This window comes from Rathayibacter sp. VKM Ac-2856 (assembly GCF_013205055.1).
GTDB lineage: Bacteria > Actinomycetota > Actinomycetes > Actinomycetales > Microbacteriaceae > Rathayibacter.
In genome coordinates this window covers 769,022-781,680 of sequence record NZ_JABMLF010000001.1, presented here as the reverse complement: position 1 = coordinate 781,680, position 12,659 = coordinate 769,022, and the positions used below count along the sequence as shown (strand labels likewise).

The window sequence follows — 12,659 nt, the reverse complement described above, 5'->3', positions numbered from 1 at the left end:
CCCGCTCGATTTGCACCGGGGCGGATCCGTGTGCAACACTCTTCGAGTTGCAAAAACGCGGCCCCATCGTTTAGCGGCCTAGGACGTCGCCCTCTCACGGCGGTAACGCGGGTTCAAATCCCGCTGGGGTCACCACGGCAACACGAGAAGAACCCCCGGTCATGGCCGGGGGTTCTTCTCGTTTAACGGCCCGCTCCCCGGGGTGAGACCGTAGGAATCCCTCACCCTCGGAAGGTCCCCATGCAAGAGCTGCCCGTCTGGTTCGTGACCGGCTCGTTCGTCGTCCTCAGCCTGATCCTGGCCGCGGACCTCCTGCTGGTCTACAAGCGGCCGCACGTGCCGAGCCTGAAGGAGTCCGGCCTGTGGGTCGGCTTCTACGTCACGCTCGCGCTGATCTTCGCCCTGGTGATGCTGCTGCTGGGCGGGGGAGAGGTGGCCGGCCAGTTCGTCGCCGGCTGGCTCACCGAGTACAGCCTGTCGATCGACAACCTGTTCGTCTTCGTGATCATCATGGGCCGCTTCGCGGTGCCGCCGAAGTACCAGCAGGAGGTGCTGATGGTGGGCATCATCATCGCGCTGGTCTTCCGCGGGGTCTTCATCCTCCTCGGCGCCCAGCTGATCGAGAGCTTCAGCTGGATCTTCTACCTCTTCGGCGCCTTCCTCGTCTACACGGCGTGGAACCAGGCGTTCGGCAAGGAGGACGAGAACGAGGGCACCGACAACCTGCTCATCCGCCTGCTGCGCAAGCGCGTGAAGATCTCGGACGAGTTCGACGGCTCGAAGATCCGCACGGTGAAGAACGGCACGAAGTACTTCACCCCGATGCTGATCGTGTTCCTCGCGATCGGCTCGACCGACCTGCTCTTCGCGCTGGATTCGATCCCCGCGATCTTCGGCATCACCGAGAGCCCGTTCATCGTCTTCACCGCGAACATCTTCGCTCTGATGGGCCTGCGCCAGCTCTACTTCCTGCTCGGCGGCCTGATCGACAAGCTCGAGTACCTCAAGTACGGCATCGCGTTCATCCTCGCCTTCATCGGCGTGAAGCTCGTGCTTCACGCCCTGCACGAGAACGACCTGCCCTTCCTCAACGGCGGCGAGCCGCTGCCGGTCTGGGACATCGACACCATCACCTCGCTCGCCGTCATCGTCGTGAGCATGACGGTCGCCACGGTCGCGAGCCTGATCAAGATGCGCCGCGAGCACTCCCACATCGAGCTGCACGACGGCCACCCGGAGGTCGTCGCCGACGCCGACCGGCAGGACCGCGCCGAGAAGAAGTGAGCCGACGATGACGACGACGACGGTCGACCTCCCGCAGGGCGTCCTCCGCCTGACGGTCTCGAGCAGCACCGACGTCGGCGCCGTGCGCCGCGTGAACGAGGACGCGCTCCTCGTCGGTGCGACCCTGGTCGCCGTCGCCGACGGCATGGGCGGGCACGCGCGCGGCGATCTGGCGAGCTCCACCGCCGTCGAGAGCCTGAACGCGAGCACCCCGGACGCGATCGGACCGGTGGCGGACGTCTTCACCCGCGTCGAGACCGCGAACGCCGCCGTCCGCGACCTCGACGTCGGCGGAGCCCTCTGCGGCACGACGCTGACCGGCCTGGCCCTGACGCGACCGGCCGGCGACGGCCCGGCCGAGTGGGCGCTCTTCAACGTCGGCGACTCGCGGGTCTACCGCTGGGACGGCGCGGGGATCCAGCAGCTCACCGTCGATCACTCCGCGGTCCAGGAGCTGGTCTCCGCCGGGCTGCTCAGCCGCGAGGCGGCGGAGTCGCACCCGGACCGCAACATCGTCACCCGCGCGCTCGGCGCCGACGACGAGGTCGAGACCGACGTCTGGACCCTGCCGATCGTGCCCCGGGCGAGCTACCTGCTCTGCTCCGACGGACTCACCAAGGAGCTGTCGGACGCGCGCATCGCCGGGTTCTTCGCCCGCCGCGACGCCGGCGAGCTGGACGGCGTCGACCTCGCCGAGGCGCTCGTGCGCGCGGCGGTCGAGGCCGGTGGCCGCGACAACGTGACGGTCGTCGTGGTCGACGCCGTGCTCGCGCCCCGCGACTGAGCTGTCGATCGTTCTCCAGTAGTCCTGACCCTCGGACAGGTGTCAGCCACTCCGATCCGGGACTGCAGAGCCGGGCTGTGGATGGGCATACTGGAGGGATGGACACCGTCGAGGCTCTCGATCGCGCGAAGACGCGCTTCGCAGAGGGGGACGTCCGAGGAGCCGTGTCGCTGCTCGAGCGCTGTGTCGAGGCCGACCCCACCTGGATCGACCCCCGCGTCCTCCTGTCCGAGCTGTACCGGCGCTCCGGCGACCTCATCGAGGCCGGGCGCTGGGGCTACCTGATCGAGAACTGCGCCGCCCCCGAGGAGCGGCGGGCCTTCGAGCGCGCGCTGGTGCGCACCGACGAGGACCCGTTCGAGTTCGCGGAGCGCGCACTGGTCCGGCCGCTCGAGCTCGCGGCCGAGTCGCCGCACGCCGCGATGATGCTCGCCGCGCTCCCCGCCCGCATCGACGAGGCCGTGCGCTTCGAGGAGGAGTCGCCCGACCCCCTCGACGGCGAGTGGTTCGAGCACGAGGCGCTGCCGGTGAAGCGGCGCTCCGGCTTCGTCGGGATGGTCGGCGCCGCGGTGGCCGCGGTCTTCGTCGTCGGCGGCGTGGTGGTGGGAGCGGCGGCGCTGCTGGTCGTCCCCGCGGTGCTGATCGCGATGCTCGTCGCCCCCTGAGCGCGAGCGCGCCGCGCGGTGCTCGACCCCCGCGCTCCTCCCGGCCGCGCGCCGGCGCGGTGCTATCCTCGGTCAATGCTGTTCGGCCGGCTCCTCCTTCTCCGCCGCGACGAGACCTCGATCTGACAGGCCTCTCTCGTCGCGGTGTCTCTCGTGGGCTGACCACCATTCCTGAGGAAGAGAAACCCGTCATGAACGACAGTTCCCCCGACACCGCGGTGCGCCCGCGCACCCTGGCCGAGAAGGTCTGGGACGACCACCTCGTCGCCAAGGGCGAGGACGGCACGCCCGACCTGATCTACATCGACCTGCACCTCGTGCACGAGGTGACCAGCCCGCAGGCCTTCGACGGCCTCCGCCAGGCCGGCCGCCCCGTCCGCCGCCCCGATCTCACGATCGCGACCGAGGACCACAACACCCCGACCGTCGGCATCGACAAGCCGATCGCCGACCTCACCAGCCGCACCCAGATCGAGACGCTGCGTCGCAACGCCGCCGAGTTCGGCGTCCGCCTGCACTCCCTCGGCGACATCGAGCAGGGCATCGTGCACGTCGTCGGTCCGCAGCTCGGGCTGACCATGCCCGGCATCACCGTCGTCTGCGGCGACTCGCACACCTCGACCCACGGCGCGTTCGGCGCGATGGCCTTCGGCATCGGCACCAGCGAGGTCGAGCACGTGATGGCCACCCAGACGCTGCCGCTGAAGCCGTTCAAGACCATGGCGATCACGGTCGAGGGCGAGTTGCGCGAGGGCGTCACGGCGAAGGACATCATCCTCGCGGTCATCGCGAAGATCGGCACCGGCGGCGGGCAGGGCTACGTGCTCGAGTACCGCGGCTCGGCGATCCGCTCCCTCTCGATGGAGGGCCGGATGACGATCTGCAACATGTCGATCGAGGCCGGAGCGCGCGCCGGGATGGTCGCGCCGGACGAGACGACGTTCGCTTACCTCAAGGGCCGCCCGCACGCGCCGGAGGGACAGGACTGGGACGACGCGGTCGCCTACTGGCGGACGCTGCCGAGTGACGAGGGCGCCGTCTTCGACGCCGAGGTCGTCCTGGACGCCGACGCGCTCGAGCCCTTCGTCACCTGGGGCACGAACCCCGGCCAGGGCGTCTCGCTCTCGCAGGCCGTGCCCGACCCCGACTCGATCGCGGACCCGAACGAGCGCTCGAACGCCCGGCGCGCCCTCGAGTACATGGACCTCGAGGCCGGCACCCCGATGAAGGAGATCCCGGTCGACGCGGTCTTCATGGGCTCCTGCACCAACTCGCGCATCGAGGACCTCCGCGCCTTCGCCTCGATCATCCAGGGACGCACCAAGGCGCCGGGCGTGCGCGTCATGGTCGTCCCCGGCTCCGCCCGCGTGCGGATCGAGGCCGAGGCCGAGGGCCTGGACAAGGTGATCACCGCGTTCGGCGCCGAGTGGCGCTTCGCCGGCTGCTCGATGTGCCTCGGCATGAACCCGGACCAGCTCGCTCCGGGGGAGCGCTGCGCCTCCACCTCGAACCGCAACTTCGAGGGCCGGCAGGGCAAGGGCGGCCGCACCCACCTGGTGTCGCCGCTCGTCGCCGCGGCGACCGCCGTCCGCGGCACCCTCTCCAGTCCGTCGGACCTGGAGCCCGTCCGCGAGCTGGTGGAGGCCTGACCATGGAGAAGTTCGAGACCGTCACCGGTGTCGCGGCGCCGCTGAAGCGCAGCAACGTCGACACCGACCAGATCATCCCGGCCGTGTTCCTCAAGCGGGTCACGAAGACCGGCTTCGAGGACGCGCTCTTCCACGGCTGGCGCCAGGACCCGGAGTTCGTTCTCAACCAGCCGGCCTTCCAGGGCGCGCAGATCCTCGTCGCGGGGCCGGACTTCGGCACGGGCTCCAGCCGCGAGCACGCCGTCTGGGCGCTGCGCGACTTCGGCTTCCGCGTCGTGCTGTCCTCCCGCTTCGGCGACATCTTCCGCGGCAACTCCGGCAAGCAGGGGCTGCTCGCCGCGGCCCTAGCAGAGAGCGACATCGATCGGCTCTGGGAGCTGATCGACGCGACGCCGGGAATAGAAGCGACCGTCGATCTGGTTGGTCGTACGGTCACCGCCGGTGGCGAGACCTTCCCCTTCGAGGTCGACGACTACACTCGTTGGCGCCTGATCGAAGGGCTGGACGACATCGGTCTGACCCTGCGCGACGAAGCGCTCATTTCCGAATTCGAGACCCGTCGCGCGAGCTGGCGGCCCAAGACATTGCCGGTGAAATAGCGTGAACACACTTCTTCAGGACGCCAAGGCGGCGGGAGCACAGGATGCCAAGGCGGCGGGAGCACGAGTGGGGATGACCACCGAGCGGATCACCATCCACGGCGGGCGTCCGCTGAAGGGCCGGATCGAGCTCAAGGGCGCGAAGAACCTCGTCACCAAGGCGATGGTCGCGGCGCTGCTCGGCGAGACCGCCTCGACCCTCCGCGACGTCCCGGACATCAGCGACGTCCGCGTCGTGAAGGGCCTCCTCGAGGTCCACGGCGTCAAGGTGAAGCAGGGCCCCGAGGTGGGCGAGCTGATCCTGGACCCCTCGAACGTGGAGTCCGCGCACTTCGCCGACATCGACGCCCACGCGGGCTCGAGCCGGATCCCGATCCTCTTCTGCGGCCCGCTGCTGCACCGCCTCGGCGAGGCCTTCATCCCCGACCTCGGCGGCTGCCGCATCGGCGATCGCCCGATCGACTACCACCTCGAGGTGCTCCGCAACTTCGGCGCCATCGTCGAGAAGCTGCCCTCCGGCATCCGGATGTCGGCGCCCGAGGGCCTGCACGGCGCGAAGGTGTCGCTGCCCTACCCGAGCGTCGGCGCGACCGAGCAGGTGCTGCTCACCGCGGTCCGCGCCTCGGGCATCACCGAGCTGTCGGGTGCGGCGATCGAGCCGGAGATCATGGATCTCATCAACATCCTGCAGAAGATGGGCGCGATCATCTCGGTCGACACCGACCGCGTGATCCGCATCGAGGGCGTCGACCGCCTCGACGGCTACACCCACCGCGCGCTCTTCGACCGCAACGAGGCCGCCTCCTGGGCCGCCGCGGCGCTCGCGACCGATGGCGACATCTTCGTCGGCGGCGCCCGCCAGCAGGAGATGACCACCTTCCTCAACGTCTTTCGCAAGGTCGGCGGCGCGTTCGAGATCGCCGAGGACGGCATCCGCTTCTACCACCCGGGCGGCGAGCTCAAGCCGGTCATCATCGAGACCGACGTGCACCCCGGCTTCATGACCGACTGGCAGCAGCCGCTCGTCGTGGCGCTGACGAAGGCCAAGGGCGTGTCGATCGTGCACGAGACCGTCTACGAGCAGCGCTTCGGCTTCGTCGACGCCCTGGTCGAGATGGGCGCCACCATCCAGATCCACCGCGAGTGCCTCGGCGGGCAGGCCTGCCGCTTCGGCCAGCGCAACTTCATGCACTCCGCGGTCATCTCCGGCCCCTCGAAGCTGCACGGCGCCGACATCGTCGTGCCGGACCTCCGCGGCGGCTTCTCGCACCTGATCGCCGCGCTCTCGGCCGAGGGCACCTCCTCGGTCTCGAACGTCGGCATCATCAGCCGCGGCTACGAGAACTTCCTCACCAAGCTCGAGCAGCTCGGCGCCGACTTCTCGCTCGACGCGTAGCCGACCGCCGGAGCGCCTCCGGCTCGCACCACCCGCGGCTCCGGCTCGCAGGATTTCCCGATCCCGCGAGCCGGAGCCGTTTTCGCGTGCCGGAGGTGTTTCCCGCGTGCCGGAGTTGCCGCCGTCGCTCCTGCCTGATGTTCGGCTCGTGGTTTCGGGTCCGGCTCGTGGTTCCGGCCGTTTTCCGCGTGCCGGAGTCGTTTCTGCGTGCCGGAGCCTTCGCGGTCGTCCGGTGCCCGATGTTCGGCTCGCGATTCCGGCTCTGGCTCGTGGTTCCGGCCGGCTTCCGCGTGCCTGAGTCGTTTCCGCGTGCCGGAGCTGTCGCCGCGGATCTGCACCCGAGGTTCGGCTCGTGGTTTCTCCTCCGGCTCGTGGTTCCGGCCGGTTTCCGCGTGCCGGAGTCGTTTCTGCGTGCCGGAGCTGCCGCCGTCGTGGGGTGGCTGATGTCGGGCTCGTGGCTCCGGGTCGGGCTCGTGGTTCCAGCTGTTTCCCGCGTGCCGGAGTCGTTTCTGCGTGCTGGAGCTGTCGCCGCAAATCTGCACCCAATATTCGGCTCGTGGTTTCTCCTCCGGCTCGTGGTTCTGGCCGGTTTCCGCGAGCCGGAGTCGTTTCTGCGTGCCGGAGGTCGGGTGGGGCACGCGCCGGGGCGCGGCGCGGTGCGCGTGAGGCGGCGCGTCGGCCTCGGCACGCCGCGGCGGAGCACCGGGACGCGCCCGCACCGGACGCCTCGCGGGCGGGAGCGGCGCGGGATGCGAGGATGGGCGGGTGTCTGAACGAAGCCGTCCATCCATCTTCTGGCTGCTCGCGGCGTTGGTGATCCCCACGATGACCGCCTCCGTCGACCTGCGGATCCGCGACATCGACAAGATCCCCGACAAGGGCGCGTTCGTCTTCGCGCCGAACCACTACAGCGAGATCGACCCGTTCATCACGGGCTGGGTGCTCTGGCGCGCCGGTCGCGCCCCGCGCTTCCTCGCGAAGGCGTCGCTGTTCAAGGTCCCGGTCGTCGGATCGATCCTGCGCGCGTCGGGGCAGATCCCGGTCGAGCGGGCCGGCTCCGTGCGCGGCAGCGAGCCGCTGAAGGCGGCGAAGGAGCTGGTCGACACCGGCGGCTCGGTCCTCATCTACCCCGAGGGCACGCTCACCCGCGACCCCGAGCTCTGGCCGATGCGCGGCAAGACCGGCGCGGTGCGGATGGCCCTGCAGTACGGGCTCCCCGTCGTGCCGATGGCGCACTGGGGCACCCAGCAGCTGATGGGCCGCTACTCCAAGAAGATCACCCTCTTCCGCCGCAAGCGCGTCGACGTGCTGGTCGGCGACCCGGTCGACCTGTCGGCGTTCCGCGGGCGCAGCCTCGACTCCGCCACCCTCAACGAGGCGTCGGTCGTCGTGATGGCCGCGATCACCCGGCTGCTCGAGGAGCTGCGCGGCGAGACGGCGCCGGAGAAGCGCTGGAACCCGGCCGAGCACAACCAGAAGGGCACGGGACGCTTTGAGTCGGAGCAGTAGGGCGGAGAAGGCGCCCATCCCCGTTCCCCGCCGCGTCGCCGTCCTCGGCGCCGGCAGCTGGGGGACCACCTTCGCGAAGATCCTCGCCGACGGCGGCTCGGACGTCGTCATGTGGGCGCGACGGGCCGAGCTGGCCCGCGAGATCACCGAGGCCAAGCGCAACAGCGACTACCTCCCCGGCATCAACCTCCCGCGCAACATCCGGGCGACCCCGCGGATCGAGGAGGCGCTCGAGGGCGCCGACCACGTCTACCTCTCCATCCCCTCGCAGACGCTGCGCGGGAACCTCGAGGCGATCGCGCCGTTCCTCACCGAGCGGACCGTGCTGGTGAGCCTGATGAAGGGCGTCGAGAAGGGCAGCGGGCAGCGGATGAGCGAGGTGATCTCGCAGGTGCTGCCGATCGACCCGACCCGCATCGCCGTGGCCTCCGGGCCGAACCTCGCGCTCGAGATCGCCAAGGAGCAGCCGACCGCGGCCGTCATCGCCTCGGAGAGCCTCGTCACCGCCCAGGAGGTCGCGCTCGCCGCGACCAACCGCTACTTCCGCTCCTACGTCAACACCGATGTGATCGGCACCGAGTTCGGCGGCGTGCTGAAGAACCTGATCGCCGTCGCGATCGGCATCGTCGACGGGGTCGGCTACGGCGAGAACACCAAGGCGTCGATCATCACCCGCGGGCTCGCCGAGATGACCGACTTCGCCGTCGCGTACGGCGGACGGCCCGAGACGATGTCCGGGCTCGCGGGCCTCGGCGACCTGATCGCCACGTCGAGCTCGTCGCTCTCGCGCAACAACACGGCCGGGCGCCTGCTCGGCCAGGGCTACAGCTTCGGCGACGTCGTGAAGTCGATGCAGCAGACGGCGGAGGGGCTCTCCTCGGTCGCGCCGATCCTCGAGCTCGCCCGCGCCCGCGGGGTCGACATGCCCATCGTCGAGCAGGTGTCGCAGGTGCTCGCCGGTACGCTCGATCCGAAGGACATCGCGCCGCATCTGACCACGGATTCGGACGAGCCCCAGGGGGAGAGGAACCTCGATGACCAGCAAGCTCGCAGTGGCCGTTCTGTTCGGGGGGCGTTCAAGCGAGCACTCGATCAGCTGCGCAACGGCGGCGGGGGTGCTGCGGGCGATCGATCGTGACCGCTTCGACGTGATCCCGGTGGGGATCACGGCCGACGGCGCGTTCGTGCTCGAGGAGGACCGCCCGGAGAAGTTCGCGCTCGACGCGAGCGCCCTGCCGCGGGTCGAGGACAACGGCACGCGCGTGCGCTGGCCGGAGTCGGCCCTGTCGCGCGAGCTGAGCGTCACCGCGGCCGACGGCACCGTCCGCTCGCTCGGGGACATCGACGTGGTGCTGCCGATCCTGCACGGCCCCTGGGGCGAGGACGGCACCGTCCAGGGGATGCTCGAGCTGGTCGGTCTGCCCTACGTCGGCTCGGGCGTGCTCGCGTCCGCGCTCGGGATGGACAAGCACTTCACCAAGACCGTCCTCCGGGCCGCGGGCATCGCCGTCGCCCCCTGGTACACCGTGACCGAGGCGGAGTGGCGGGACGACCCGAGCGACGCTCTCGCGGCCCTCGACGAGCTCGGCCTGCCCGCCTTCGTGAAGCCGGCCCGCGCGGGGTCGAGCGTCGGCGTGAGCCGTGTCGACGAGCGCTCGCAGCTGGACGCGGCGCTCGACGAGGCCTTCTCGCACGACTCGCGGGTGCTGATCGAGTCCGCGATCGTCGGCCGCGAGGTCGAGATCGGCGTGCTCGGCGGGCGCCGCGGGGCATCGGCCCGCGCCTCCGTCGCGGGGGAGGTCGTCGTCAGCGGCGGCGGGTTCTACGACTTCGAGGCCAAGTACCTCGGGATGAAGGGCGTCGAGCTGGTCTGCCCGGCGGAGCTCACCGAGGGCGAGCTCGAGGAGATGCGCGCCCTGGCCGTCAGCGCCTTCAGCGCGATCGGCGCCGAGGGCCTCGCCCGCGTGGACTTCTTCCTGACGGCCGACGGCTTCGTGATCAACGAGATCAACACGATGCCCGGCTTCACGCCGATCTCGATGTTCCCGCGGATGTGGGGCGCGAGCGGCGTCGACTACCCGGACCTGATCAGCGAGCTGCTCGACCTGGCGCTCGAGCGCGTCCCGGCCGCGGTCCGATGACCGGCGCGGGCCTCGGGCTCCGGCTCGCACCGGGCCCGCGGGCCCCGTTCGAGCAGATCCGCGAGGGGATCACCGCGCAGGTCGCCGCGGGCGCCCTCCTCGTCGGGACGCGGCTGCCGGCGGTCCGGGCGCTGGCCGAGGAGCTCGGCGTGGCCCCGGGCACGGTCGCCCGCGCGTACAAGGAGCTCGAGGCGGCGGGGATCGTCGAGACGCGGGGCCGCGCGGGAACCGTGGTGTCCGGCGGCGTGGACGCGGTCGAGCACGAGCTGCAGCTCGCGGCGGGCGTGTACGCGGCGCGGGCGAGAGCGCTCGGAGCGACGCCGGAGCGGGCGGCCGAGGTCGTGTCCGCGGCGCTCCGGGCTGCGGGTTGACGCAGGCCCGACGCGCGCCCGACGCGGCTCAGCCCGCGGGCGTGGTCGGCGGGTCGAGGGTGTCCGTCTCCGAGACGTTCGTGCAGGCGCGCTCCTGCGGGAGGTACGAGACGGCGTTGGCGAGGTCGACCACGGCCGAGGTGCCCGAGGCGCGGCTCTGGTCGACGGTGATCTCGACGGCCGGGTCGCGGCCGTAGGTGGTCAGCGTGTAGATGTCGTCGGCGGCCTGCGACTCGTCGATGATCCAGTCCACGCCGCTGACCGAGACGCAGAGCTCGGTCGTGGGGCCGGGCGGGGTGACGCCGCAGTGCAGGATGACGGCCGCGGGGGTGCCCCACGCCGCAGTGCCCTGCGCGTTCGTCTCGCGCTCGGGCAGCTCGGCGACGACGTCGGGCAGGCGCACCGAGACTTCGGCGCAGCCCTCGTTCGTCGCGTCCGCGGCCGGCTGCAGCGCCACGGCGGCCGAGCAGCCGCTCAGGAGCAGGACGGCGGAGGCGGCGACCAGGGGAGCGGGGAGGAGGCGGGAGGACATCGACGGCAACGCTAGCGTGTGAACCATGGCACCGGATCCGAGCCCCACCCTGGCCGAGCTCAGCGAGGGCGAGGTGCTCGCGCGCATCCTGCGCAGGCTCGGCGGCCGCGGTGCCGAGACGCTCGTCGGGCCGGGCGACGACTCCGCGGTCCTGCGGGCTCCGGACGGCCGCTTCGTCGTGACGACGGACATGATGGTGCACGGCCCCGACTTCCGGCTCGCCTGGTCCACGCCGTTCGATCTCGGCTGGAAGGCCGCCGCGTCGAACCTCTCCGACGTGGCCGCGATGGGAGCCCGGCCGACCGCGCTCGTGGTCGCCCTCGCCGCCCCGCAGCAGCTCGGCGTCGACGTGCTCGAGGGGATCGCGGACGGACTCGCCGCGGGCTGCGCGGCGATGGCGCCCGGCTGCGGCGTCGTCGGCGGGGACCTGTCCGCCTCCGCGACGCTGACCCTCGCGATCACCGCGTTCGGCTCGCTGGACGGCCGGCCGCCGGTGCTGCGCGGCGGGGCGCGCCCGGGCGACGTGATCGCGACCGCCGGGCCGCTGGGCGTCGCCGGGCTCGGCCTCCGGCTGCTCTTCGAGCGCGCGCGCACCGGCGGCGAGCCCGACGCGGCGCTCGCCCGGGCCCTGCGCGCGGAGCACCCGGGAGTGCTCGACGCTCAGCTGCGGCCGACCCCGCCGATCGCGGCCGGTGTCGCGGCGGGCGGAGCGGCCACGGCGATGATGGACGTCTCGGACGGCGTCGTCCTCGACGCGCAGAGGATGGCCCGGGCGAGCGGGGTCGTCCTCGACCTCGACGCCGACGCGGTCGACGCGCACGCGGCGCCCCTCACCGCCGTCGACGGGATCGACGCGGCGCTCGCCCGCTCCCTGGTGCTCGGCGGGGGCGAGGACCACGCGATGCTCGCCTGCTTCCCGGCCGGCGCGGCGCTGCCTCCGGGCTTCATGGTGCTGGGCGCCGTCCGCGAGGGCGAGCCGGAGGTGCGGCTGGGCGGTCTCGCGCTGGACGAGCGCGGCGGCTGGGACCCCTACCTGGGCTGGGACGGCGCCGCGGGCTGATCCGCCGCGGCGGGCGAGGCCCACCAGATCGTGGTCTCGCCGTAGTCCTTCCGCCGGTCGCGCTCGAGTCCCGCGGGCCAGCGCGGCTCCGGGCTGCGCGAGCTGCGCTCGACGACGACGACCGAGTGCTCCGCGAGCAGCGGCAGGACGCCGGCGAGGTCGGCCGCCAGCTCGTCCTCGGCGAGGTCGTAGGGCGGGTCGAGGAAGACGGTGTCGGCGTTGACGGCGGGGGAGCCGTCCAGGAACGAGCGCACGGAGGCGATCACCACCTCGATGCGCGGCTTCGGCCGCTTGTTCGCGCCGGCGGCCGCCGTGATCGCGCGGGCGTTCTCGCCGGCGGTCTTCGCGGCCTCCGCATCGCGCTCCACCAGCAGCACCGAGGCGGCGCCGCGACTGGCCGACTCGAGACCGAGGGCGCCGGAGCCGGCGTAGAGGTCGATCACGGTCGCCCCGTCGAGCGCGTCGCGGGCCTCGAGGGCCGAGAAGATCGCCTCGCGCACCCGGTCGCTCGTGGGCCGGGTGCCGGCGCGGGGGACCCGCAGGGTGAGCGATCCGGCGAAGCCGGCGATGATCCTGGTCACCGTTCCGAGCATAGGACGCACGAACGAGGCCTGAGAGCCCCCCGGAAGGCTGAGCCCTTTTCCGGCTCGCACTGCGAGAATCTGCAGA

General features: G+C 71.5%; 13 protein-coding genes and 1 tRNA gene. 12 read left to right on the top strand and 2 right to left on the bottom strand.

Going from position 1 to position 12,659, the window contains the following annotated elements; all coding sequences use genetic code 11:
- Positions 1 to 59: 59 nt before the first annotated feature.
- The 11 genes from HQQ82_RS03650 to HQQ82_RS03600 all read left to right on the top strand — a co-directional run bounded on the left by HQQ82_RS03650 (position 60) and on the right by HQQ82_RS03600 (position 10,398).
- Positions 60 to 135, top strand: a tRNA-Glu gene (locus tag HQQ82_RS03650).
- A gap of 105 nt (positions 136 to 240) precedes the next feature.
- On the top strand, positions 241 to 1,284 hold the full coding sequence (locus HQQ82_RS03645) for a TerC family protein (protein ID WP_173231697.1): 1,044 nt from the start codon (positions 241 to 243) through the stop codon (positions 1,282 to 1,284).
- A 7-nt stretch (positions 1,285 to 1,291) separates the two neighbouring features.
- On the top strand, positions 1,292 to 2,068 hold the full coding sequence (locus HQQ82_RS03640) for a PP2C family serine/threonine-protein phosphatase (protein WP_173231696.1): 777 nt from the start codon (positions 1,292 to 1,294) through the stop codon (positions 2,066 to 2,068).
- A gap of 98 nt (positions 2,069 to 2,166) precedes the next feature.
- Positions 2,167 to 2,733: a DUF6584 family protein gene (locus HQQ82_RS03635; protein ID WP_173231695.1), complete on the top strand. Its 567-nt coding sequence runs from the start codon at positions 2,167 to 2,169 to the stop codon at positions 2,731 to 2,733.
- A 191-nt stretch (positions 2,734 to 2,924) separates the two neighbouring features.
- A complete protein-coding gene (gene leuC / locus HQQ82_RS03630) occupies positions 2,925 to 4,382 on the top strand; it encodes a 3-isopropylmalate dehydratase large subunit (protein WP_173231694.1) in 1,458 nt (485 codons plus the stop codon).
- A 2-nt stretch (positions 4,383 to 4,384) separates the two neighbouring features.
- Positions 4,385 to 4,981, top strand: coding sequence for a 3-isopropylmalate dehydratase small subunit (gene leuD, locus HQQ82_RS03625; protein ID WP_173231693.1), 597 nt, complete (start codon positions 4,385 to 4,387; stop codon positions 4,979 to 4,981).
- Positions 4,982 to 5,054: 73 nt separating this feature from the next.
- On the top strand, positions 5,055 to 6,377 hold the full coding sequence (gene murA / locus HQQ82_RS03620; protein WP_173231692.1) for a UDP-N-acetylglucosamine 1-carboxyvinyltransferase: 1,323 nt from the start codon (positions 5,055 to 5,057) through the stop codon (positions 6,375 to 6,377).
- Positions 6,378 to 7,142: 765 nt separating this feature from the next.
- Complete coding sequence (locus tag HQQ82_RS03615) at positions 7,143 to 7,886, top strand: lysophospholipid acyltransferase family protein (RefSeq protein WP_367947796.1); 744 nt, start codon at positions 7,143 to 7,145, stop codon at positions 7,884 to 7,886.
- Positions 7,870 to 9,024: an NAD(P)H-dependent glycerol-3-phosphate dehydrogenase gene (locus tag HQQ82_RS03610; protein WP_216848169.1), complete on the top strand. Its 1,155-nt coding sequence runs from the start codon at positions 7,870 to 7,872 to the stop codon at positions 9,022 to 9,024. Before HQQ82_RS03615 ends, HQQ82_RS03610 begins: the two co-directional genes overlap by 17 nt.
- A complete protein-coding gene (locus HQQ82_RS03605) occupies positions 8,921 to 10,027 on the top strand; it encodes a D-alanine--D-alanine ligase family protein (protein ID WP_173231691.1) in 1,107 nt (368 codons plus the stop codon). Before HQQ82_RS03610 ends, HQQ82_RS03605 begins: the two co-directional genes overlap by 104 nt.
- Positions 10,024 to 10,398, top strand: a complete 375-nt coding sequence (locus HQQ82_RS03600; protein ID WP_173231690.1) for a GntR family transcriptional regulator — start codon at positions 10,024 to 10,026, stop codon at positions 10,396 to 10,398. Before HQQ82_RS03605 ends, HQQ82_RS03600 begins: the two co-directional genes overlap by 4 nt.
- A 28-nt stretch (positions 10,399 to 10,426) precedes the next feature.
- Here HQQ82_RS03600 and HQQ82_RS03595 read toward each other — a convergent pair whose 3' ends face one another.
- On the bottom strand, positions 10,427 to 10,930 hold the full coding sequence (locus HQQ82_RS03595) for a DUF3515 family protein (protein WP_173231689.1): 504 nt from the start codon (positions 10,928 to 10,930) through the stop codon (positions 10,427 to 10,429).
- A gap of 25 nt (positions 10,931 to 10,955) precedes the next feature.
- On the opposite strand from HQQ82_RS03595, the gene thiL reads away from it, so the two are divergent.
- Entirely contained in the window at positions 10,956 to 11,990 is a 1,035-nt protein-coding gene (gene thiL / locus HQQ82_RS03590) for a thiamine-phosphate kinase (protein ID WP_173231688.1), read from the top strand.
- Here the strand turns inward: thiL and HQQ82_RS03585 are convergent.
- Entirely contained in the window at positions 11,960 to 12,571 is a 612-nt protein-coding gene (locus tag HQQ82_RS03585) for an RsmD family RNA methyltransferase (protein WP_173231687.1), read from the bottom strand. The genes thiL and HQQ82_RS03585 overlap by 31 nt on opposite strands.
- Between the last annotated feature and the right edge of the window lie 88 nt (positions 12,572 to 12,659).